The organism is Paenibacillus sp. FA6, assembly GCF_051550225.1.
Classification (GTDB): domain Bacteria; phylum Bacillota; class Bacilli; order Paenibacillales; family Paenibacillaceae; genus Paenibacillus_AQ.
Map to the genome: position 1 here is coordinate 1,526,654 of NZ_CP188820.1, position 23,757 is coordinate 1,550,410.

Below are 23,757 nucleotides of genomic sequence, written 5' to 3' on the forward strand. Positions count from 1 at the left end.
AGGACGCCTGGTTATTTATTATTTAGATGGATTAAACAAACCTGATCCTAGAAGTCCACTCCAGAAGTCGTTGAATTGTGGAATATCTAACTGTTGATCCGCATCAGATAGAGCAGTTTGCGGATCGGGATGTACTTCGACCATAATTCCATCGGCCCCTGCAGCAAGAGCTGCCTTGGCGCAAGGAAGGAAAATATCTTTACGACCTGTAGAGTGTGTTACATCTACTAAGACAGGTAAGTGTGTTTCTTGTTTCAACAATGGCACTGCTGAAATATCCAGGGTGTTACGTGTCGCTCTCTCATAGGTCCGAATTCCTCGTTCGATGAGCATCACTTGTGAGTTACCATGGTAAAGAATATATTCTGCAGCATGAATGAATTCATCAAGCGTTGCGGCAAGTCCACGTTTCAGTAGAACGGGAATTTTGGCTTCCCCAGCGGCTTTCAATAGCTCGAAATTATGCATATTACGAGCACCAATCTGAATAACATCAATCGTCTCGGCTGCGATCTCCATATGGGCAGGGTGGACAATCTCACTAATAATAGAAAGTCCGAACTCATCGCCAACTTCCTTAAGCATTCTTAGTCCATCTATACCTAGACCTTGGAAATCGTACGGAGAAGTACGGGGTTTAAACGCACCCCCACGCATGACCGTAACACCTGCCGCTTTGAGGGCGGCTGCAACAGTGCGTAATTGTTCCATCGATTCAACAGAGCAGGGACCAGCCACCATAATTGGGGAGCCATTTCCGACAATGGTATTTCCTTTTAGGGGGATAACCGTATTGGATTGGTGTTGTTTACGGCTGACCAGTAACGTACGCTTATGTTCTGTCTCTTGGACGCCAAGCGAAGCTTTAAATATTTCTTTGAACAAGTGTTTAATCGTACTGTTGTTGAATGGACCCTGATTATTGGTCACAATTTGCTCTAGCATTTCTTTCTCACGAATTGGATTAAACTTGGGTACCCCTTGTTTTTCCTTAATAAGTCCAATCTCTTGACTAATACGTGCTCTTTTATTCAATAACTCCAATAGTTCACTATTTACCTCGTTTAGCTCATTTCTTAATTGCTCTAATTGTTCATTCATTTCTCCATAACCTCCATATAAAATAGTAAAAGGCTGTCTCTCGAGGGACGGAAATAAATCCGCGGTACCACCCTCGTTAGACAGCCAAAATGTTCTGGTTCTCACTCAACACGATAACGGCGTGTGCCGGACTTCCTTACTGCAACCCGGGTGCGGTTCAGGAAATCGACTCTGGAGTGAATTCATCTGTGCAATTCCTGTCGGTTCGCTCTCAATCTGTGGCGTACCGTCCCTGTTAGGTTGCATTCGATTACTTATCTCCATCATGGTCTGTAATGTACATGAAATTTAGATCATTATATGCATGAGATGTGAAGTGATGCAAGTACTTGTTTTAACGCGTTGACGTATGTAGCAACTGGAGGTTGGCAGTAAGATTAAATATATTTAAGGATCGACATTGATATTTCCCAAGAAGTTGATACATAATGAGCTAGAATCTTTCTCGTTGATCCGCCCTTTACACAAGACAGGATATATAAGCAAAATTAGTGATACTATTAAAGAACAGATGAGAGCACAAATGAAGGTAGATCACCTAGAGTTTGAAGTTATGATGTTGATTCTATAGAACATATCAATGGTGATGTTTGCATCTGTTTATACCGTGTGTTGTTGTGTAGGATTTACAACAATAACAGGAGTAGCAGATGTCTTTCTAATTTAGGAGGAGTATATGGGTTGGCTTAAACGGAGTATATTTAGCAAATTGCTGATCGGTATGCTGTTCGCAACCGTGGTTCCATTTGTATTATCTAATCTTATTGCGTATCAATCTACATCCAGTTCGATGAAAGAACAAGTGATTGATCTGAATCACAATGCGATGGAGATTATGTCGAATAATGTGAAGCTTTACTTTCAAGATTTAAATATGTTGTTGGGTTCTTTCTATGTAGATCAGCAGGCCGGAGTTCCATGCGGTTAGCTATATTAGCAATTAGATCTACATTCGTTAGTCTCCATAGCTTCATTGGCATTGTAGCAGTACTGTTGCTACAGATAGAATATCTGACCACGGATAGAATGATATCGTGAGATTCATGAAATTCGCTACCCAACCGAACAATTACGCGCTTAGAGACCTTACATTAGTAAGGTCTCTTTAGTGTTTTGATTATAATATATAAGTTTGGTCATCACAGTACATCACATATGTGGTGTGTACTATTCCCACAAGCCAGAAAAAAAGGATAGAAAGTTATAAAAAAGATCGGGATATTACAAATATATAATTTATAAAAGCTGTTAACCTTGAAGCAGACAGTAAGATAAGGAGGAAACATTATGAAAAGAGTATTAGGAATACTTATGGCAATCATCCTCTTTGCAGGCATGATTAACATACCTATGGATGTGCATGCAGCAGATCCAACGATGGATGGTCACGGATTGATGGGCGAATTCTTTAAAATGAAACCGAGCGGTGATCGAAATGATATTAGTATATTTGATTTCGACGAGGCTAAATTTAAAGGGGCAAAAATGGTTGGAAATTTAAATGGTGATGGTTTTTTAGGGATTTTCAATCAATTTTCAGGTACAGGCGATTATAATACGGCACGATTTACAGGTACTATAGTACCAGAATTTACAGAGGATTATACTTTCCATATGGAAGGTGATGATGGATTCAGGCTATGGGTTGACGGGAAAATGATTCTTGATTTTTGGGAGCTAAAGTATGAAATTCCAAAATCCAGTGAAATTATCTCATTGGAAGCAGGAGTGCCATATGAGATCGAAATAGAATATTTACAAGGCTGGGGCGGTGCATGGCTCCGTTTGGAATGGGAAAGTGCAAACCAGAACAGAGAAGTCGTTCCAGAATCAGCACTTTATCCGTCATTCAAACGTATTATTCAAAATAAAAAGTTTGATGTAAAGGCAGAGCTGCAAAAAATAAATTATTTAACAGAAAACTTTGCTGACAAAGTAACAGAAAGCGTTTTGAACAACTTCAAAGAAATACAACGAGTTGCAGAGGACTTACTTGCCACGATTGACGACAAAGAGGTTAGTGAGCAAGAAAAAGTAGATGAATTAACAGTTGCGGTTGAGCCTTTATCTATTGCTCGTGCCGAGTTTATGAAAGAAATGGGAGTCACAAGTTCTTCAGTGTCCGAAAAATTTAACAATCCACTATATCAAGGACAAGACCCATTTGTAGCTTATCAAGACGGATTTTATTACTATGTATCTTCAAGTAATTTAGATTCTAACAATAAAGTGTATGTATCCAAATCCCGTACCCTGACAGACCAAGGTGAAAAGGTAATGGTATTTGATTCGCAAGGAACACAAACACGCATCTTTGCTCCGGAGATCTTCTTCTTGCAGGGCAAATGGTATATTTATTACTGTGCTGACGTAGATGAGTATGGGTATAGACATATGCCAGTGGTACTGGAAGGTGTCACTGATGATCCGCAAGGGGAATATGTGTATAAAGGTGTCTTATATGCTGGTGAAAATGGTGAGTACAAACAAGCAAACGACTTTACAGTATTCGAATATAACGAAGAAATATATGCTATTTGGGGTACTCTAGGCTCTGGAGAACCAATCGGTCCGGCAATTGTTAAAATGGATAACCCTTATACGATTACAAATGATCGTTCTTTCTTAAATAAAGTCGGTGGTGGGGAAGGTCCACGTGTATTACAAAAAGATGGAAAAGTGTTTGTCACAATGTCAGAAGGTGACTATCAATCAGATGGTTATCGTTTATCTTATTTTATGAATACAGATGGAGATTTCTTGAACGAAGATTCTTGGACTCGTACAGATGATGTTTTCGTTTCTACCCGTGATGTGTCTGGTCCTGCTAGAGCAGGTTTTGTAAAATCAGCAGATGGTAAGGAAGACTGGATGATTTATCATTCACGTGTATATAAAGGGACTGAACGTAACTCGTGGCGTCAAGTAAATATTAAGAAATTTGATTGGAATGAAGATGGAACGCCTAACTTTGGCAGTCCTGTTTCTCCAGGTGAATGGCAGAGTTATCCTTCTGGTGATTTGGGACAGGGAGATATGTATCAAGCAGAAGATGCTATTCATTATGGTGGTATTACAAAAGGTGCAACTGCTAAAGGCTATCAAGGAACTGGTTATATTAACTTGCCAAACAAATCTGGTACTGAAGCAAGTTTTGTTGTTGATGCAGAAGAAGGCGGTGATTATATCATAGGTGTGAGATATGCTTATGGTGTGAAAGTCGGTGGCGAATATACAGATAATTCTAAGGTGCAATTGCCTGGAAGAGCAAAAATCAATGTATTCGTAAATGGGATATATGTAAAAACCATTGCACCAGATAAAACAGAAATCAACTGGGATGAATGGTTTACGGCTTCTGAACGTTTGGAATTAATAGCAGGTGCAAATGTAATCAGTTATCGTATTGATAATGACAGCATTGGTAATGTGAACTTGGACCATTTAACAATGTATAAAGCAGATGTACCAAATTCTTCAGATGGGAATCAAGTGAATAAAACTGCATTAGAAACTACAATTACATTAGCGATTGATGAAGCAGCAAAAATCGATGTTTACTCAGCTGAATCTATCGCATTATTGAATGCTGAAATTGTAATAGCACAAGCAGTATTAGACAACAACAATGCAACACAAGATGACGTAGATACTGCAGTGACAGCATTAAATGAATTACTGGAATTACTGGTAGTAATCACTCCAAATCCACCAGTAACCGCCGACTTGCAGAATATAGTGATAAGCGGATACGCTGCTAACTATACCTTTGAAGGAGGAACTTATACTTACAACGGAATAACGGTGGAAAATGGAGTAACTAGCATCACTGTTACACCTACAGGAAGTGGAACAATAACGATAGACGGAACGGTAGTCGTTAGTGGTACAGCCTCAGAGGCCATTGCACTAACAGCAGGAACAGAGAGGATAATCACGATAGTTGTTACAGAAGCGGGAAATTCGAAGACGTATATGATTAAAGTGACGCGCAATAAAAGTGGTGATTCAGGCTCAGGCTCGGGATCAAGTTCAGGTTCAGGTTCAAATAATGGAGGCGGTTTGACGAATAGTATAATTACCTCAACGAATGGTAAACTGACTCTTCCTTCAGGTAAAACTGGAAAGGTTAGTTTGGGAGAAGAAGTCACGATTTCTATTCCGGCCAATGCAACAAATAAAGAATTGAAATTAACGATAGAAAAATTGCTGGAGATACAAAATCTTTTATCGGATCAGGATGTTTTAGCCAGCCCGGTCTTTGAGATTATGAAAAATTTCTCGGAGAATTTCAGTAAACCCGTCACGCTGACTTTTGCTTTCAATCCGTCAGCCTTGAAGGACAACCAAAGGGCAGTAGTATTTTACTTTGACGAAATGAAGAAGGAATGGGTGGAAATCGGTGGCAAGATAAATGGTCATTACATTACGATTGAGACAAATCATTTTACAAAATATGCAGTATTCGCTGTAGGTCAAGCTCCCGATGTATCTACAGGCACGGGACCGGAGATTAACTTAAGTGACATCTCTGGACACTGGGCTGAGGCAAACATCAAAAAGGCGATTGAAAATGGAATTGTTACTGGATATCCGGATGGAACGTTTAATCCTGGTGCTGCCGTGACTCGTGCTGAATTTACGGTCATGCTGATCAATACGCTGAAGCTTCAAGAAACGGGAGCGGAGTTGACTTTCACAGATACAACAAAGATCGGGAATTGGGCGAAAAAAGAAGTAGCGCAAGCTGTAAAAACAGGCATTATTAAAGGCTACGCCGATGGTAGCTTCCGCCCGGATATGACCATTACCCGTACGGAGATGGCGACTATGGTGGCAAATGTTCTCGGTCTATCGAAAGAAATGGATGCTGTAACCGGCTTCGCGGACGACAAAGACATTCCGTTGTGGGCAAAAGGCGCAGCGGCAGAACTGAAGAAGCTTGGTCTTATAGAAGGCAGAGCTACAAACAAATTTGTCCCGAATGGCAATACAACTAGAGCTGAGGCTGTTACGGTTTTGTTGAAATTGCTGATGCAATAGCAAACAAAATAAGTAATCATCTTACTGCTAATATCCGAACAGTTGAAGCAAGAGCGAGATAAGAGGTACCCTAGCGGGTACCTCTTATCTTTGTGCGATGAGCAACGTATCAACTAAAGAGTGAAAGTCATATATGCAGACTGGATGAAGCCCGTATTAGATCGACGATTTAATGAGCTTGCTGTTTAATCAAGCTGTTTCCATTTATTCTCCATCACTTGTGGAACATAACTCTCCATACGTTGGATAAGGTCAATTGGATCACTAGATACGTTAATTAGACTCAGATTTGATTGGTTAGCGAAACCCTCCTGAACACCATAATTAATCATGTTCAACAGTGGATCGAAGTAACCGCAAATATTTAATATCCCAATCGGCTTATGGTGTATTCCAATCTGTGACCAGCATAGAACCTCGAATAGCTCTTCATACGTTCCGAATCCACCAGGCAAAGCAATAAACCCATCTGCTAATTTACCCATCATAGCTTTGCGCTCGTGCATACCTTCAACTTCAATGAATTCAGTTAGTTGTTGATGCACGATTTCTCCCTTAAATAATCCTTTGGGCATGACGCCAATCACTTCGCCACCTTGTGCCATAACGGTATTCGCAATCACACCCATCAGCCCCATATTGGATCCACCATAGATTAAACGATATTGCTCTTGAGCCATGTAATTACCAAGCTCAGCAGCCTTGATTTGATAGTCCGGACGCTCTCCAAGATTAGATCCAGCAAAAATACATATTGATTTCATTCCTATTCACTCCAATTTTTATGTACATTGTATTAGTTATTATTATATTATACAGAAATAATTCCATTAATATATCGAATTAATTAGAAAAGACCACAGAAGTGGTCCTTTTCTTTGTTTGTACATTTGTACCTAATGTGAGAGTTCAAAAAGTCGGATTTTTGAACAACCTCTTAACGATAATCGTTACTTGGGAATCTGGGACTCGATCAGTAGTATGATCTGTGAAATTTGCTTCTCCCAGACGTATATATGTTGTTGAGAAGTTTGAATGACTTGCATTTCATTATACATAAGCGTGATATCTTCAGCGGCTGTAATGGCATTGCCTTGCTTGACACTTGCTTTATAACGTTTCTCTGCTGCTGAATAAGATTGTTTTGTAGTAGCTATTGTTTTGTTCTCCGCAGTAATCATTTTTTTGTAATTCTGTACAGGAGCAAGTACCTCCTTAATCTTCTTCAACTTTATGGAACGCTGCTTTTTGGCGGAAGCAAGTGTATCTTTGGTAGCTTTCACGTCGGAACGAGCAACTAACACAGAAGTTAGCATCTTATTGCGCTTTAGATCCAGTATATCAGCGAGTTTCTTATCTTTATTCTGCTTAGCTGCAGTAGCTTGTTTACTTAATGCTGTGTATTGTTCTAAAACAGGAGAATGCTTACGTAAAGTCTGATCATATTGGATTTGCAGTCTGTTTATTAATTCTAGGTCGATGTTATTGATCTTTACGTTCACTTGCTTCAATGCATCATTATTCATTGCACGTTGCTCTTGAATAAGTTTTTTTTTAGACGAAATATCCACCTTAAGAACTGTCAAATCATCGTAAATATTGTTAACATGACTCAATGCATTATCCCAATGATCTGCTGCACTCACTTGTGAGACATTACTTTGGAACATAACCAATAGACCAAGAATGATTAATATTGAACTTCGAATTCCTCTAACCATTGCGTTATTCATAAATAAATTCAACTCCATTCCATAAAATTTATAGCGCAGAAAAAGCACCTCCAAGAAAGGCTAATACGCCTAATCTTGCGAGGTGCTTCGCTCGCTAACATGTTAAATTTAAACTTAGTCTATCCTTTAATATGGAAAATGTCAACAGATAATCGAACGTATGTTTTCATATAGCAAACCTACTGTTCAATCCACTGAAACATTCGTTTAATGGCGACTAAATGTGTATCGAGTGGAAGATGGTGGTCGTGCCCGTCATATGGATGGAACTCAGTGGGTACTCCTGCCTCTACAAGCTTGTTGTACATATTGAGCCCGTGACTGAAATCGACTTGGGTATCTTGGGTGCCATGCATAATAAGCACGGGACACTGAATTTTGTCCGCCATGAAGATAGGAGAGCGCAATTGATAGGATTCAGGTATTTTATTGGGGGAGCCACCAACGACGCGTTTCAACATTTTACGGAGATCTACTCGTTCTTCATAGGTTTGGGTAAGGTCGGATACACCGCCCCAATGGATTAATTTATGTACTTTAGGTATTTGTGTTGCGGTATGTGTAGCATTAATTGAGCCACGAGAGAAGCCCATCACAGAAATTCGATTCTCATCTACAAAAGGAAGACCCTCTAGAAGACGATAAGCGGATAGAACATCCTCTTGATCGCTGCCGCCGAATTCGTCACGACCATCTCCACCCTCATTTCCTCGATAGGTAGGAGCAAATATGATATGTCCGTAATTTGAGAATTGCTCAAGCCAGTCTGTCTTGACTCGTCCGACTTTACCGACGCCTCCACGACAATAAATCAAGACAGGCCATTGTCGAGAACGAAGATCTTGAAGTGCTGGATGAATAGAGCTAGCCAATTCTGTTACTGGAAGCTTCATTGAACCATATGATTGAGCAATGAAGGACTCCAACTCTGAGGTAGGTAGGTCATACCCATGCGGTAAGCTAAGGTAACCTTTTACCTTCAATCCATCGGATAAGTAAGTGATGTGAAAGATCATAATTGCTATCTGCCCCTATTATTTATGGATTTTAAAGTATTTATGATTGGAAAAGAACTAGCAATCTTAAGTATAGACTAATTATTTGAATGTCCATAATCAAGGCAAACATCTTATGGAGTTATCCATAATTGGATGTAGTTAGCATTACCTATTAATTTGTAAATATCCTAAAAGATCTTCTAGGCCAAAAAGGTTAAATAAACAGCAATTATGTTGTGTTTGTATTCTTCCAACCCCGGACTGATAACGCCTACAATGTATGAGAGATAACATGTATATAACCATTAAGGGGGAATATCGTTCAATGAGGGATGCGAGCAGAAGAGTAAGTTTGCTATTAGTGATCGTTCTATTATTATCGCAATTTGTCATTCAACCTCGTGTCGAAGCAGCAGAAGCAAAGACGAATGTTGCGTTGGGCGCGTTCATTACAGCAAGTGATGAGGATACGCAGTGGGGCGGATTGAAAGAGAATGCTGTAGATGGAGATATATATAGCAAATGGAGTGTAACGAATTCGGATGATGGTCACTGGCTTATGGTTGATTTCGGTCAATCGTATGATCTATCTGGAACAGATATTGAGTGGAAGGATGATGTTCTTGTGAAGTACCATATCGAGACATCGCCCGATAATACAACATGGACAACATGGGTGGATCAGACAGCAAATAGCACACAGAATATGAAAGTGAGCCATACTGCATCCGCTAATCAGGCTCGTTATGTTCGGGTAACCATCGATAGTTACAGTGGGACTGGATACTGGGCGGGAATAAATGAATGGAAAATTTGGAAAGAAGCGAGGTTGAAAGACCCAACCGATATTATTAGTTATGATGCGGTCAACATTTTGACTTTAATAGGTGCAGAACCGACTCTTCCGAGTGAGATCACGGCACATTATAACGATGGTACTGACGGGGTGGTACATGTGATTTGGGAAACTATTTCATTGGATCAGATTATTTCTGCGGGGACATTTCTTGTGGCAGGAACGGTAACAGGGGCTTCCATACAGCCTTCTGCTCAAGTTACAGTGGATGCTTTCGATGACGAAATGATCCGTGGAGTGGACATATCAACGCTAACAGCGATCGAAGACAACGGTGGTAAGTACTATGATGGTAATGGAGCCGAAAGGGATCTGCTGGATATTCTAAAAGACCGTGGAGTGAATTATGTTCGCGTACGTCTTTGGAATAATCCTACCAAGACGAATTATTATCAAGATCAATATTATAGCAATAAAGAGGATGTTATAAGGCTATCCAAGCGTGTCAAAGAAAAAGGGATGAAGCTTCTTCTGGACTTTCATTACTCAGATGAATGGGCGCACCCTGGACAGCAGATTCGACCGGTAGCTTGGGCAGATTATACTCAAGATCAATTGAATCAGGCGGTTCATGATTATACCTATGAAATAATCAGCGAGTTGCAAGCTGAAGGTGCTATGCCGGACATGGTTCAGATAGGGAATGAAATTAATAGCGGTCTATTAAATGGCTTGAAGTCAACTCCTAACTTTGATGAGAACGCAAGGCTTCTTAAGAGTGGTGTGGCAGGAGTCAGACAGGTTCCTGGTGGTGATCAGATCCAAATTATGATTCATTTAGCTGAAGGTGGTAAATATGATCTGTTCCACTGGTATTTCAGTGAACTGAAGAGTCGGAATGTGGACTACGATGTGATTGGTTTATCCTATTATCCTTTCTGGCATGGAACGTATGCCGATGTTCAGAATACGATGGACCGAATTTCGGCGGAATTCGACAAAGACGTCGTCATCGCAGAAACATCCTATCCGTTTTCTTATAAGAATGGGGATGCCCATGAGAATGTGCTTAACGACGACTCTAAATTAATTGGCGGTGCGACATTTCCAGCGACCGTGCAAGGGCAATATGATGCTATGAAAGCCGTTATGGATGCACTACGTCATGTTCCAAATGGAAAAGGTGCAGGATTCTTCTACTGGGAACCAGCTTGGATTCCAGCAAATGTAGGCTGGATTGATGAGGAAGGAGATGCATGGGAGAATCAATCGATGTTTGATTATGATGAATATCCTGCGAATGGAGGCTATGGATATAAGGGATATGCTTTAGATTCGTTGGATGTATTTAAACTAGGATTGGCAGCTATACCGACGGATCGGATGGAGCTCGCCGCAGTGATCGGAAATGCCAAGGGGTTGATTGCGACAGATTTCACTCCAGATAGTTGGGCAACACTCCAACCAAGCATCATTACAGCAGAACAAGTATATTCCAAGGCATACGGAGTTAATGGAGTAACGCAATCTGAAGTTGACAGTGCAGCGGATATTCTTCAGGCGGTCATTGACCAATTGGAAGTTATTGCAGCGGATAAAACGCAGCTCATAGCGGTAATAGCCGAAGCCGAACAGCTTAATCCGAATGATTGGACAGCGGTGACATGGGCGGTGGTGGAGAAAGCATTAGTAGCTGCAAGGGCTATGAATGACAATTCTAGAGCGACTCAGACCGATGTGAACCTTGCTATTGGAGCGTTACAGACAGCGATACAAGGGGTATCTAACGTCGATAAATCTAGGCTAGCGGAGTTTATATCAACCGTAAAGACGTATAAGTCTTCGGGATATACTGCAACTAGCTGGTCTAAATTAATTGCTGCGCTTGCTGAAGCGAGCGTAGTTAACGAGAACCCAAACGCTATACAATCTCAAGTGGATAAAGCCTTAGCTGAGCTACAATCCGCAGTGAATAGATTGGTGCTATTGACAGAGCTATCACTGGGGAAGACCACGTCAGCTTCAAGTAATGCTGGAAATGGCGGGGGTAAATCGAACGCTCCAGAAGGAGCTATTGATCATAACACAACAACCTCATGGGGAACAGATCAAGGGCATATGAGTTGGTGGAAGTTAGATATGGGAGTCCCGGTTTATTTGAAGAAAATAGAGATGCTACTCTGGGGCGGAGGAATTAAGTATACGATTGCAATATCCGATGATGATGTGAATTATTCTACCATCATAGATACGACAAGTGATGTCATTACGACGACAACACCGGCTCATAATCTATCGGATTATACAGAAGCTAGATATATCAAAGTGACGATTACTGACGGTCCAACCGATTGGGTTGGAATTAGTGAGTTCGCAGCTTATGGTGTATATATGGCAGATAAAACGAAGCTTGCTACCATGGTAGCGACCGTGCAGATGATGGATTATACACCGTATACTCAATTAAGCTGGTCGCGCGTGGAGGCTACGTTAACAGCTGCAATGAGCGTGAACAATAACAAAGAAGCTACACAGGACGAAGTATACACTTTAATATCAGATTTAGAAGCTGCGCTCAGTAATCTAATTGTAGGCGTGTCTCCAACGATTGTTGAGTTAGACAAATCTGCGGGTGTGCTAGAAGTTGGTCAGTCCATCATCCTAAATGCATGGGTACAACCTGATGCGTCGATTGATAAAACAATTATTTTTGAATCTGATAATAAGCAAATTGCAACAGTAACGGATGTCGTATATGAACAAGATACGGGTATCACTTCAGTTACGGTGAATGCAATAGGGCCGGGACGGGCGATTATTAGTGCGATCGCTGTAGATGGTGGGGCTTCAGCTCAGTTTAGCCTGAGTGTAAATGGTGTTCCAGAACCTAATCCAGAACCTAACCCAGATCCGACACCATCACCATCAGTCCCAACGGTTATATTAACACCAACGGAATCGGTTCCAGCTAAGACGCTTGAAACGATAGTGGAGTCGATAGAAGGATCAACGTTAATAGTAAAAGCAAACCAAGTGAAAAATGGGAAGTTGAATATTTCATTGAGCTTAGATATGTTGCGGAAGTTAATGAAGAGTACAACTGAACAGCAAGTGGGTATTCGTGTCGAATCGCCAGCAGAAGCTAATCAGGTTACTGTTCAACTTCCAGCCCAATGGTTAGCAGAGTTACAGCTGCATAAGGTAGAGATGATCAGTCTGGAAATAAACGGAGTAATTGTGATCATTTCAGCAGACGTACTCGTTGGAGGATTATCAGTAGGAGCGTCATCAAAGCTTCAATTATCCGTTGAAAAGACTGAATTAAGTAAGCTATCCCAATCCGTTAGAGAGGCTATTGGAGATCAGCCTGTCTATGATTTCCGCATGAGTTTGGATGGGAAAGCATTAGAATGGCAAGGGACCAAAGTTAAGGTGAACTTACCCTTTAAATTGCAGTCTGGACAGAATACAAACCATGTTATCGTATATTTCATCAATGATAACGGGCAGTTAGAAGTGGTGAAGAGCGCTAAATATGATGCTGTATCTAACAGCATTTCCTTCCAAGCGAAGCATTTCAGTAAATATGCTGCAGCCTATGTGCAACGTTCGTTCAGCGATACTGGACATTTATTATGGGCAGTGGATGCGATTGAACAGTTGGCATCTAAGGGAATCGTACAAGGAGTAGGTGGTGAACTCTTCCATCCCCAGAACGACCTATCCAGAGTAGAATTCGTTCAAATGCTAATCAAAGCTACGGATTTAATAGATACGGAAGCAGTAAATCAATTTAGTGATGTAAAGGTAGGAGCATGGTATAACGAAGCCGTAGCAAGTGCTCAGCAGCTAAATATTGTGCAGGGCAAGTCGGACGGAAGCTTCGGTATCAACGAGCGTATCACTAGAGAAGATATGGCTGTTATGCTTCATCAAGTCATTCTGCATTTGGATCTAGAACTTCCAGAGCAACAGAAGAAGATAACACCATTCACGGATCAAGGACAGATCTCTTCTTATGCGGTAGAAGCTGTTGCCTTCATGCAACGTAGAGGTCTTATCGTCGGTATGCAAGATGGGTACTTCGAGCCGAAGGAAACAACTACAAGAGCTCAGGGTGCTGTTATCATTGCGAGATTACTTGAGTTGATGTATCCACAATGAGAAGGGAAACAATTGATTTAAAGTAAGTGAAAATGACCATTTCCCTAGAATAGATAGGGAAGTGGTCATTTTCGATAAAACTTCATGACTCATTAGGGATAGTGTATACCTGCACATTTTCGTTGTCGTCAACAGTCGCTAATATGACATCTCGGATTTCTGAATAAGCAGGTGATATCTTCTTTGTGAGCCAGTTATGGTCTTTCCCGATTTCTTTAAGAAGGGATGCATTGGCTTTTCCTTCAATGATAATCGGTCTTGCGAGGGTAAACGGTTGGGTCTCAAGCTTCATATCTGCTGGGGTAAGCGGTTGGTATTGGGTATCCATGAACACGGAAATGGTTCCTCCCGGTTCCCATACTGCGAGGGATACATATTCTATATTCACTACTTTTTCTTTTCGGAGCTCACAAAACAGAAAATCAATAGAAATTCTTGCTTTTGAAAGGTTATGAAATTGGATTTGTCCATTTCTAATGAGTGTAATCGGCAGCGGATCGAGATATCGTCTGAATAACGGCCATTTTAAGCTCAACCACGTCGCTGCAACATATAAAATGATGAGAGTGACGGTAGTGAGCATAGAACCTTTTACACCTAATCTCTCATCTGAAAGTGGATGGGCGATAATATTGCCGAGTGTCAGGGCAATGATGAAGTCGAGGAACCTTAATTGAGAAATGGAACGTTGTCCCATTACTTTCGTTACAAGTAGCAAAAAGACAAAGCTAACGATGGCTCTCAAAACCCATTCAACAGTTGTCAACGATTCTTGACTCTTGAATAAATCCAATTCATTCACCTCCCTAATTCAATGATCTCCCGATACCACCCCACTCAGACCTGCATAATAAGGGGAAGGATGATGGGTCTCCTTTTAGTATGAGTATACAAGTAATTTCCAACCGATTCTTTAATGGTGTGTTTATAAATACCCCATTGCGTAATGTTCTTTTCTTGTAATTGATTGATGGTTGTTACTGTAATGCGACTTACTTCGTCTAGCAATTTCTCTGATTCACGAACGTACACGAAACCCCGCGAAATAACATCAGGACCAGATAAGATTTTACCGTCCATTTTACTGAGTGTGATGACCACAATAAGAATGCCATCTTCGGATAGTAACTTTCGATCACGTAAGACGATAGTCCCTACATCACCGATACCTAACCCGTCAACAAGGGTATTCCCGTTCGTAATTTTTCGAGATTGATGAGCTTCTTGGTTTCGAATATCGACAACATCACCATTATTAACAATAAAGATGTTATCCTTGGCTACACCCATCGTTTCAGCTAATAAACGGTGCTGATGAAGCATGCGGAATTCACCATGAATAGGAATAAAGTATTTCGGCTTCATAAAAGCAAGCATTAACTTCATTTCTTCCTGACTAGCATGACCGGATACATGCATTCCCGTTGCCGCTCCTGATCCATAAATGACGTTGGCTTTCAGTTGAAATAGATTATCTACGATTCTTGATACATTGCGTTCATTACCAGGGATGGATGTAGCAGCTAGAATAACCGTATCACCAGGCAGAATTTCTACTTGTCTATGGTTGGAACTGGCTATACGCGATAAAGCGGCCATGGGTTCCCCTTGGCTTCCAGTACAGAGTATAACTATTTCATGTGGAGGCATTTTGCTAACTTCATTGGCATCAACTAACATACCTTCAGGAATTTGTAAATAATCTAGTTCTGTAGCAATGGTTACGACATTAATCATGCTTCTACCCAGTAATGCTACTTTCCTATTTGTTTTTACCGCCGCATCAATGACTTGCTGTAGACGGTGAACGTTGGAAGCAAAGGTGGAAATGAATATTTTCTGCTGGGCTTTCATAAATGCCTCTTCGATGTGTGCGCCTACGAGACGTTCAGATGGGGTAAACCCGGGACGTTCCGCATTGGTGCTCTCAGACAAAAGAGCCAAGACACCATTGTTACCAATGCTTGCCAACCTGTATAGATCTGGATGCTGTTCATTTACAGGTGTTAAATCGAATTTGAAATCTCCTGTATGTACAACAGTGCCTTCTGGGGTATTGAATACGATACCGACACAATCAGGGATGCTGTGATTTATTCTAAAGAAACTTAAACCTATCTTGCCTAAATTAAAGCTTGATTCAGAATCGATTGTGATTAGTTTTGTACTCTTGAGAAGACCATGTTCTTTGAGTTTAATTTGAATTAATCCCAGAGTTAAGCGTGTTCCATAGATAGGGATATTCAACTGTTTGAGAATATAAGGAATTCCCCCGATGTGATCTTCGTGTCCGTGGGTGACAATGAGGGCTTTAACTTTGTCGCTATTCTCCAGTAAATAAGAGATATCAGGAATGATTAGGTCAATACCCAATAAGCTCTCATCAGGAAACTTGGAGCCACAGTCAATAACGATGATATCGTCACCATATTGAAGCATGTACATATTTTTCCCGATTTCATTCACGCCGCCCAGAGCAACAATAGACAGCGTATTTTCCTTTGTAGTCAATCTTGACACCTCCATTTGAAAATATGGAAGTAGTATCTCCATTTATATTGAGGTTATGACGATAAAGTAGGAAAGGGCTTATATAAAAAAAGATTGTTCGTTCATTTATATGTCGTAGGACATTCATCTCATTAATATATTTGTTATAAAGGAGGTTTTGCAAACTGCTTCATTCTATTCAACGCTATATTGTACTCACGGTTGTATTTCTACTCATTGCGATGCCCTTATTTGCTGAGCAGGCGAATGCCGATCAGGTAAATACGGACTTGATCGTGGTGAACAAGAAGACGAACAAATTGGCTTATTTCAAAGATGGGAAATTGGTAAAGGAATTTGCTGTTGGTACGGGTAAAAGCCCAAGTCTAACCCCTGAAGGTAAATTCAGAATTGTGAACAAAATCAAGAATAGACCTTATTACAAGGAAAAAATTGCGGGTGGAGATCCTCGGAATCCACTAGGGGATCGATGGATTGGGCTTGAGGTGAATGGGACACAAGGAACGACGTATGCGATTCATGGCAATAGTAATGAGAACTCAATCGGAAAGTATGTAAGTGCCGGTTGTATTCGGATGCACAATGATGAGGTTCATTGGCTATTTACTCAAGTGAAAGTAAACTCTTATGCTATTATCACTACATCTGACTTAACGTTCGAAGAAATAGCTGTGAAGAACGGATACCCATTAGGTTCTAAGGTATTTGAGGGAAAAGTGATTATTAATGGTGTGGAACAGAAATTAAAGAACTCGCTTGAGATGGTAGATTCTCGTATTTACATTCCGCTGCGAGAGTGTTTAGAATTGTTGGGAGCCACTGTACAGTGGAATAATCAGAATCAGATGGCAACGATCTCTATTGGAGATCGCACGATTACCCATAAGCCACTCACAGACAAAGCAACGGTTAACGGAAACGATATCACGATTACGCCATCAAGATATCAAGGTACGACAGTGATGCTTCCGCTGCGGAATATACTAGAATTGTCCGGAATTGAAGTCGTATGGGATGGCCAGAATAACGCTATATATCTATCCAATTAAGTAAAAGGAAAGCCACATTAGTGGCTTTTTTAGTTTGTAATATGTAAATGGAATGACCTGCAACATGAAAAAGAAAATGTGCGAGATAGTCCATTGCCAAGACTGTGAATTAAAGATAATATAGGTAACATTGATAATGATAATGATAATGATTATCAGTATCATGATGATTGGATAAGAAGACATTGATGCGGTTACTCAATAAAAAAAGTGAACTAGTTGAGTTCTCGCAGTTTAGATGATTATTTAGCAGGAAGGTATAGTAAAAAAGCTTATAGATCATTTATTCATACTGGAGGAGATGTCATGACAAGCGAATTAGAGATATTTGATGTTACCATTATTGGTGGTGGTCCCGCAGGAATGTATACCGCTTTCTATAGCGGAATGCGCGATTTAAAAACAAAATTGATTGATTACGGGTCTGAGCTCGGGGGACGTATACTTATATATCCTGAGAAAATCATCTGGGACGTTGGAGGGATTACACCTATTAAAGGTGAAAAGTTGATCTCACAGCTGGATGCGCAAGCAAGAACTTTTGACCCAACAGTATGCTTAAACCAGCAGATAACGAAACTCCATAAGCAAGCTGATGGGAATTTTCTGTTGACTGCCGCAACTGGGGAGACACATCTGACTCGAACGGTTATTCTAACGGTTGGTTATGGTATTCTGACAATGCAGAAGTTAGATATCGAAGGTTCGGATCGGTATGAGGTAACAAATTTACACTATACAGTCCAAGAGCTAGAGATGTTTCGTGGGAAACGTGTTCTTATTTCAGGAGGGGGAAATTCAGCTGTTGACTGGGCGAATGAATTAGAACCAATCGCTGCAAGCGTCGTGGTAGTACATCGTCGGGATAAATTCGGTGGGCATGAAATGAATGTACATAAGATGAAGCAGTCCTCTGTAGATGTACGTACACCATACGCATTGACTCAGTTACATGGGAATGGAACATCGATTGATCAGGTTACAGTTACGCATATGGAGACAGAGGAAACCGTCAGACTTGATGTTGATCACGTCATTATCAATCATGGGATGAGATGTGATTACGGTCCAATTCTTGAATGGGGACTTCATATTAAAGATGATGTACTTGTGGTAAATGAGAAGATGGAGACGAACATTCCGGGAATATTTGCTGCAGGAGACTTTGTTAGTCATGCTAGTAAAGTAAGACTGATTGCTGGAACTTTCGTCGATGGAGCATTGGCTTTGAATAGTGCTAAATTATATATTGATCCTGAGGCTCCTAAGGTGGCATATGTATCTTCTCATAATGAGCGCTTTGTTGAGAAGAATAAGGGAATTGAGTCCGGATTATAGAATAGAAGAGGACAAAGAACCGTCAGGACCACCCTGATGGTTCTTTGTTTCTCTTTCAAGTTCTAATTCATGAATATCTTTGTGTACCTTACTTCTCGTGTGTAAGCCAGTCTACCAGTTCCTCCGTCTGGGACAGAACAGCGATGGGGTCATAATACCACGAACGGTCCTCTGGCCATATGTACACATGGTCATTCTTTACTGCGGGAAACTTAACGTCAGATCTTCATGGGCGTTCTTCAATTATCCTAAGTGATGATCAGGCTTATAGCGAAAATATGAATCTCTATAGCCGCTTTCTATATAAAGTTACTTTGTCTAGGTCTAATTATGTAGTTAATATATTTAACTGTCAATGAGAATGGTTATCATTTATAATGAGTGGATCGTATAGCCTTTACTTACTTTTGCCCGTTTGTACGATTGAACTGTTTCGGGAAGACGGATAGGAGATGATATAGCAATGAAATTGGAAGATCATATATTATTATGGAATCATGCAGCTATAAAAATACTGGATATACGTCACAACATCATGAATCAGGGTGAACTTCTGGATACATATCTTTTGCCGGCTAGTAGCTTTATTTATGGTGTACGCGGCTCGGCCAGCCTCCAATTGGATGGGGTTAGGCATGAAGCAAGGCAGTTTCATGTGCTACATGGAGGCAAGGGAATGCGATTAGATATAGAGGCGAAGGAAGAATTCGAATACTATCTTTTATTCTACAGAGCAGTGTATGTCTTTCCTAGTAGGAAGGAGCTTGCGAGGCTAATGCATCAGTACAATCCATTCTCGCTACAATACGGCTTCCGACCCGATGAGCCGGTTCTGCTAATTCGCTACTTGACCTCGATGGGACAGATATGGGAAGGTTCAAATAATCTGGATAAACTTCATATCAAGGGGCTCTTTTACCAGTTTATTTATGAGCTGCTACGGCAGCTTGAGGCCCAGCAGATCGTAACACTTAAGCCGGATCTTGTATCTCAGGCTATCCGTTATATGGATACGTTCTACCAGGAGAGTATCACGCTAGAATCAATTGCGGATAAGCTGAATTATAGCCCCCGACATTTGTCTATGCGGTTTAAGGAGCAGACTGGAGCTAGTCCAATTTATTATTTGATCCAGGTACGAGTAAATCAAGCCATTGAATTGCTGGTCGGTACGGATGCAACCCTGCAAGATATAGCAAAGGCGGTTGGCTATTCGGACGTCTATTATTTCAGTCGTATTTTTAAAAAATATACGGGATTATCACCGGTTCGCTTCCAGAAGGCGGAGCGACAACGGCGGCTATCAGAAGATCATCCATTCAGAATATCGGGATTATCCATTGGAACGGGAGAAATGGGATGTTATATTGTTAATGACGATGATAATCATTATCAATATAAACGTGGAGGTACTATACGAATGAGAAGTAATACTAGATCTGGTTTAGCCGTGAGCTTAATACTGAGCTTGACACTTCTTTTGGGAGCTTGTTCAACTGGAGGAACGAATAGCAGTAGTTCAAATGGAAGCACTACAACTTCATCGGGGAACGTGACTGCAACGTCCGTAGCTGATAATAATCAAGCAAGCGAATCGCAAACGCGAATCGTATCTACTGTCAAAGGGGACATAGAAGTGCCTGCTAATCCTAAACGGGTGGTTGTACTCTACTTGCTAGGTGATGTCGTTGCTATGGGAATTCAGCCTGTTGGTGTCTCCGATGTGTACGAAGGAGCTGCATTTGAAAAGGAGCTTGCGAGCATAGTGAGGTTGGGAACTTGGTTTGAACCGAATCCAGAAGCAATCATGGCACTGGATCCAGATCTCATTATTGTTCCTTCTGAGGATACGTATAATGCACTGAAACAGATTGCACCAACCATTTACGTTCCCTATGAAAAAATGACAACGGAAGAAAGACTTTCTTTGCTGGGTAAAACCTTCGATAAAGAGCAGGAAACGCAGACACTTCTCGATAACTTCAATATGAAGATTGAAGAAAGTAAAGAGAAGCTGGCAGCAGCAGGTCTGAAGGACAAAACGGTAACCATTATCGAAGGCGGCAAAAAAGAAATGACCGTCATAGCTAGCAAGCAATATGGACGCGGGTCCCAGATCATTTATGAATATTTAGGTATGCAGGCGCCAGAGATCATTCAGAAAAAAATTGATGTAGCAACAGATGGATCAGGAAATGGCGTATCTATGGAGGTGCTTCCGGAATATATCGGAGATTATGTATTCCGTTCTTCTTATGAAGGTATGGATGATTTAACAGGAAATCCGATTTGGAACAGCATTCCAGCTGTAAAAGAAGGTAGAATGATTGAACTCAGCTTTAGCTTATCTTATTACAGTGACATCTACTCTCTTGATAAACAACTCGACTTTATCGTAGAGCAATTGCTGGCCACAGCAACGAAAAGCTAGTCCGACATGATTGGTATAAAAAAACAGCCCTTATCATCAGAAAACAAGCATCCAAAACTGTATTTTGTTACTTTTCTGCTGGTGGGATTCGTACTTCTATTACTGACGGCTGCAGCATCCATATCATTCGGCGCAGCACGTATGGAAATAGCAACGGCATGGACAGCCATCTTTTCATTTGATTCGAATCTCATCGAACATCAAATTATTCGCTTTCTGAGATTCCCACGAACGATTGCTGATATTATTGTTGGCTCAAGCCTTTCGATAGCAGGTGCTATTATGCAAGGAAGCACCCGCAATCCACTAGCAGATTCTGGACTCATGGGGATCACAACGGGAGCTGCACTGGCCATGGCGATCGCTTTGGCATTTATCCCTGGGAGCTCGTATACGACTTTGCTACTCGTATGTTTTATCGGAGCCGGATTTGGAGCAACTCTGACAATCTTGACGGCATCTCTTAGCCGAAAGGGCATGACGCCGCAGCGCTTAGTACTTGCAGGTATGTCTATTACGATGCTTTTTGGAGCAATCGGTACATTTATCTCGATTAAATATAAGGTTGGACAAGCGTTGGCTTACTGGACATCAGGAAGTGTTGCGGGAGCGACATGGAAGGAGCTTGCATTGGTAGCTCCTTGGTTTCTAGCTGGGCTAGTACTATCCATCGGATTGGCTGGCTCGATTACAATTCTGAGCCTGGGTGAGGAGATCGCAAGAGGTGTAGGACAGCGAACCTTACTCGTCAAGCTTCTGTCTATGCTTGCTGTGCTCATATTGGCAGGTCTATCTGTTGTGCTCGTTGGTCCCATTGGGTTCGTTGGTTTGATCGTACCGCATATGATGCGGTTTATGGTTGGAGTGGACTATAGGTATATCATTCCAGCCTCGGCTGTATACGGTGGCGTTTTTATGCTGATCGCGGATCTGACGGGACGCCTGATTAATCGTCCGAATGAAATGGCACTTGGCATTATTTTTGCAATCATCGGCGTACCCTTCTTTCTGTTCATTTCTCGCAGGGAAGGGAGAGCATTTGAATGAATTATGAAATAATAAGAAGGAAAAGATGGCTATTGTTGGTGGGTTTGCTGCTACTTCTGTCCGTTAGTGTTCTTCTTAGCATGAATATAGGGAAGATGGCCCTTCACCCCTATGAAGTGTTGAATGTACTTCTAGGACAAGGAACAGATAAGCAAAATCTTGTTGTGTTCGAGTTTCGGTTACCACGTATCATGCTTGCCATACTCGTAGGAATGGGAATGGCACTCTCGGGAACTGTTTTGCAAGGACTTGTTCGTAACGATCTGGCTGATCCAGGTATTCTCGGCATAAATGCTGGCTCAGGGCTAATGGTCCTTTTATTTATATCACTTCATGGACTATCTGGGTTATCCTCTGCATTTATTCTCCCACTTATGGCTTTTATAGGTGGCTTGCTGGCGGCATTACTGATCTACGTTCTTGCCTACAGGAAACGAAGCGGCCCTTCTCCAACACGGCTAGTGCTAACAGGTGCAGCAATGAATGTGGGTCTTAGCGCATTAACTTTGTTTCTAACGTTAAAGCTGGATGAAGATCAGTATTCATTTGCGCAGAAATGGCAAGCTGGTTATTTATGGGGAGATGAATGGAGGTATATTGCACTCCTTGCTCCATGGGTATTGCTTCTTTTTTTGTATATATGGAACAAATCGTTGGTCCTTAATGTATTAAACCTTGGCAACGAAATGGCTAAAGGAGTAGGTACTCATGTAAAAAAAGAGTTTCTTGGGTTGGCGATCGCCGCTGTCGCTATTGCATCAGGCAGTGTGGCAGTGGGGGGTTCCATCTTTTTCTTAGGATTAATCAGTCCGCATGTAGCACGCAAGTTGGTTGGGCCTGACCATAAGCTTCTTCTTCCAGCTTCGGCTCTTATTGGTGCTTTGATCATGCTAGCGGCTGATACAATTGCTCGCACAGTCAGCTTTGGCGCGGATATTCCAGCGGGCATCATTGTGACGATGCTAAGTGTTCCTTACTTTCTGTACTTGCTAACCCGCTGAGTGAGCGGTGTCACAACGAAAAGAGGACTATCCCACGAGAAGAGTTTCTTCTGCGAGGGAATAGTCCTCTTATTTAAAATATAAGAAAGTATAAGTTTCACTAGAATCAATTTCATAATCGCCGATGCAGCTAAATCGGGTTGCGTAATTATGAAATTGATTCTTGATACTCTATTCCTTATATTTCCGCTGAAACGGGTGCCGTCTTTGAAAAAGGACGGCATAGCCGTTTCTACTTGTCAATTGAGATTACAGTTGCTGTACTAATTGATATAATAGAACTACCAATTAAATAATAATAGAAGTTTCTAAATAATTGTTGTCTTTATAATTATGAAAGGAGGGGCCTAGTTTGAAAGGAATTAACTATTTGACCATTGCTATTTTTAATTTTTTGGCGGCAATTGCTTTTGTTGTTACCGTGGTAATCTCAGATCATAGTAATTGGAAATTCACCTATGGTTTTGGATTCGTCGCGTTATTATTTGCTATTACTGGCGTAGCCAATACGGCTAAACATCTCAAAGGAAATTAAACACGGATTG

At 41.1% G+C, this 23,757-nt stretch carries 15 protein-coding genes and 1 other annotated feature; of the genes, 9 read left to right on the forward strand and 6 right to left on the reverse strand.

The window, feature by feature from the left end:
• Nucleotides 1-18: 18 nt before the first annotated feature.
• The gene (locus ACP8HI_RS07010; protein WP_438350399.1) at nucleotides 19-1,101 is read right to left on the reverse strand and encodes a bifunctional 3-deoxy-7-phosphoheptulonate synthase/chorismate mutase; all 1,083 of its coding nucleotides are present in this window, start codon (nucleotides 1,099-1,101) and stop codon (nucleotides 19-21) included.
• Nucleotides 1,102-1,141: 40 nt separating this feature from the next.
• Nucleotides 1,142-1,377 (reverse strand) — a binding site (T-box leader).
• A 400-nt stretch (nucleotides 1,378-1,777) separates the two neighbouring features.
• On the opposite strand from ACP8HI_RS07010, the gene ACP8HI_RS07015 reads away from it, so the two are divergent.
• Nucleotides 1,778-2,029: a hypothetical protein gene (locus ACP8HI_RS07015; protein ID WP_438350400.1), complete on the forward strand. Its 252-nt coding sequence runs from the start codon at nucleotides 1,778-1,780 to the stop codon at nucleotides 2,027-2,029.
• A 359-nt stretch (nucleotides 2,030-2,388) separates the two neighbouring features.
• The gene (locus ACP8HI_RS07020; RefSeq protein ID WP_438350401.1) at nucleotides 2,389-6,144 is read left to right on the forward strand and encodes an S-layer homology domain-containing protein; all 3,756 of its coding nucleotides are present in this window, start codon (nucleotides 2,389-2,391) and stop codon (nucleotides 6,142-6,144) included.
• Nucleotides 6,145-6,329: 185 nt separating this feature from the next.
• On the opposite strand, the gene ACP8HI_RS07025 is transcribed toward ACP8HI_RS07020, so the two are convergent.
• From ACP8HI_RS07025 to ACP8HI_RS07035, 3 genes are all read right to left on the reverse strand, one after another.
• The gene (locus tag ACP8HI_RS07025; RefSeq protein WP_438350402.1) at nucleotides 6,330-6,908 is read right to left on the reverse strand and encodes a TIGR00730 family Rossman fold protein; all 579 of its coding nucleotides are present in this window, start codon (nucleotides 6,906-6,908) and stop codon (nucleotides 6,330-6,332) included.
• Nucleotides 6,909-7,094: 186 nt separating this feature from the next.
• Nucleotides 7,095-7,865 (reverse strand): hypothetical protein, encoded by a 771-nt coding sequence (locus tag ACP8HI_RS07030; protein ID WP_438350403.1) that lies wholly within the window; start codon nucleotides 7,863-7,865, stop codon nucleotides 7,095-7,097.
• 191 nt (nucleotides 7,866-8,056) lie between these two features.
• Entirely contained in the window at nucleotides 8,057-8,893 is an 837-nt protein-coding gene (locus ACP8HI_RS07035; protein ID WP_438350404.1) for an alpha/beta hydrolase family protein, read from the reverse strand.
• Between the two features lie 307 nt (nucleotides 8,894-9,200).
• Here ACP8HI_RS07035 and ACP8HI_RS07040 point away from each other — a divergent pair, with 307 nt between their 5' ends.
• Nucleotides 9,201-13,835, forward strand: a complete 4,635-nt coding sequence (locus ACP8HI_RS07040) for a glycosyl hydrolase 53 family protein (protein ID WP_438350405.1) — start codon at nucleotides 9,201-9,203, stop codon at nucleotides 13,833-13,835.
• Between the two features lie 82 nt (nucleotides 13,836-13,917).
• On the opposite strand, the gene ACP8HI_RS07045 is transcribed toward ACP8HI_RS07040, so the two are convergent.
• Together ACP8HI_RS07045 and ACP8HI_RS07050 are read right to left on the reverse strand one after the other, a co-directional pair.
• On the reverse strand, nucleotides 13,918-14,628 hold the full coding sequence (locus ACP8HI_RS07045; protein WP_438350406.1) for a DUF421 domain-containing protein: 711 nt from the start codon (nucleotides 14,626-14,628) through the stop codon (nucleotides 13,918-13,920).
• A 44-nt stretch (nucleotides 14,629-14,672) separates the two neighbouring features.
• Nucleotides 14,673-16,346 (reverse strand): ribonuclease J, encoded by a 1,674-nt coding sequence (locus tag ACP8HI_RS07050; RefSeq protein ID WP_438350407.1) that lies wholly within the window; start codon nucleotides 16,344-16,346, stop codon nucleotides 14,673-14,675.
• A 221-nt stretch (nucleotides 16,347-16,567) separates the two neighbouring features.
• On the opposite strand from ACP8HI_RS07050, the gene ACP8HI_RS07055 reads away from it, so the two are divergent.
• The 6 genes from ACP8HI_RS07055 to ACP8HI_RS07080 all read left to right on the forward strand — a co-directional run bounded on the left by ACP8HI_RS07055 (nucleotide 16,568) and on the right by ACP8HI_RS07080 (nucleotide 23,747).
• Entirely contained in the window at nucleotides 16,568-17,395 is an 828-nt protein-coding gene (locus ACP8HI_RS07055) for a L,D-transpeptidase family protein (RefSeq protein WP_438350408.1), read from the forward strand.
• Nucleotides 17,396-17,701: 306 nt separating this feature from the next.
• Nucleotides 17,702-18,733 (forward strand): NAD(P)/FAD-dependent oxidoreductase, encoded by a 1,032-nt coding sequence (locus ACP8HI_RS07060; protein WP_438350409.1) that lies wholly within the window; start codon nucleotides 17,702-17,704, stop codon nucleotides 18,731-18,733.
• A 463-nt stretch (nucleotides 18,734-19,196) separates the two neighbouring features.
• Nucleotides 19,197-21,164: an AraC family transcriptional regulator gene (locus ACP8HI_RS07065; RefSeq protein WP_438350410.1), complete on the forward strand. Its 1,968-nt coding sequence runs from the start codon at nucleotides 19,197-19,199 to the stop codon at nucleotides 21,162-21,164.
• 6 nt (nucleotides 21,165-21,170) lie between these two features.
• A complete protein-coding gene (locus ACP8HI_RS07070) occupies nucleotides 21,171-22,211 on the forward strand; it encodes a FecCD family ABC transporter permease (protein ID WP_438350411.1) in 1,041 nt (346 codons plus the stop codon).
• On the forward strand, nucleotides 22,208-23,212 hold the full coding sequence (locus ACP8HI_RS07075) for a FecCD family ABC transporter permease (RefSeq protein WP_438350412.1): 1,005 nt from the start codon (nucleotides 22,208-22,210) through the stop codon (nucleotides 23,210-23,212). The genes ACP8HI_RS07070 and ACP8HI_RS07075 overlap by 4 nt, the downstream gene beginning before the upstream one ends.
• A 352-nt stretch (nucleotides 23,213-23,564) precedes the next feature.
• Nucleotides 23,565-23,747 carry a hypothetical protein gene (locus ACP8HI_RS07080; protein ID WP_438350413.1) on the forward strand — a complete coding sequence of 61 codons (183 nt, stop codon included), beginning with the start codon at nucleotides 23,565-23,567 and terminating at the stop codon, nucleotides 23,745-23,747.
• The last annotated feature ends 10 nt before the right edge of the window (nucleotides 23,748-23,757 follow it).

Excerpts from the sequence above, each read along its gene's own strand:
- ACP8HI_RS07010 (WP_438350399.1), bottom strand. The coding sequence starts at position 1,101 with ATGAATGAACAATTAGAGCAATTAAGAAATGAGCTAAACGAGGTAAAT.
- ACP8HI_RS07015 (WP_438350400.1), top strand. The coding sequence starts at position 1,778 with ATGGGTTGGCTTAAACGGAGTATATTTAGCAAATTGCTGATCGGTATG.
- ACP8HI_RS07020 (WP_438350401.1), top strand. The coding sequence starts at position 2,389 with ATGAAAAGAGTATTAGGAATACTTATGGCAATCATCCTCTTTGCAGGC.
- ACP8HI_RS07025 (WP_438350402.1), bottom strand. The coding sequence starts at position 6,908 with ATGAAATCAATATGTATTTTTGCTGGATCTAATCTTGGAGAGCGTCCG.
- ACP8HI_RS07030 (WP_438350403.1), bottom strand. The coding sequence starts at position 7,865 with ATGGTTAGAGGAATTCGAAGTTCAATATTAATCATTCTTGGTCTATTG.
- ACP8HI_RS07035 (WP_438350404.1), bottom strand. The coding sequence starts at position 8,893 with ATGATCTTTCACATCACTTACTTATCCGATGGATTGAAGGTAAAAGGT.
- ACP8HI_RS07040 (WP_438350405.1), top strand. The coding sequence starts at position 9,201 with ATGAGGGATGCGAGCAGAAGAGTAAGTTTGCTATTAGTGATCGTTCTA.
- ACP8HI_RS07055 (WP_438350408.1), top strand. The coding sequence starts at position 16,568 with ATGCCCTTATTTGCTGAGCAGGCGAATGCCGATCAGGTAAATACGGAC.
- ACP8HI_RS07060 (WP_438350409.1), top strand. The coding sequence starts at position 17,702 with ATGACAAGCGAATTAGAGATATTTGATGTTACCATTATTGGTGGTGGT.
- ACP8HI_RS07065 (WP_438350410.1), top strand. The coding sequence starts at position 19,197 with ATGAAATTGGAAGATCATATATTATTATGGAATCATGCAGCTATAAAA.
- ACP8HI_RS07070 (WP_438350411.1), top strand. The coding sequence starts at position 21,171 with ATGATTGGTATAAAAAAACAGCCCTTATCATCAGAAAACAAGCATCCA.
- ACP8HI_RS07075 (WP_438350412.1), top strand. The coding sequence starts at position 22,208 with ATGAATTATGAAATAATAAGAAGGAAAAGATGGCTATTGTTGGTGGGT.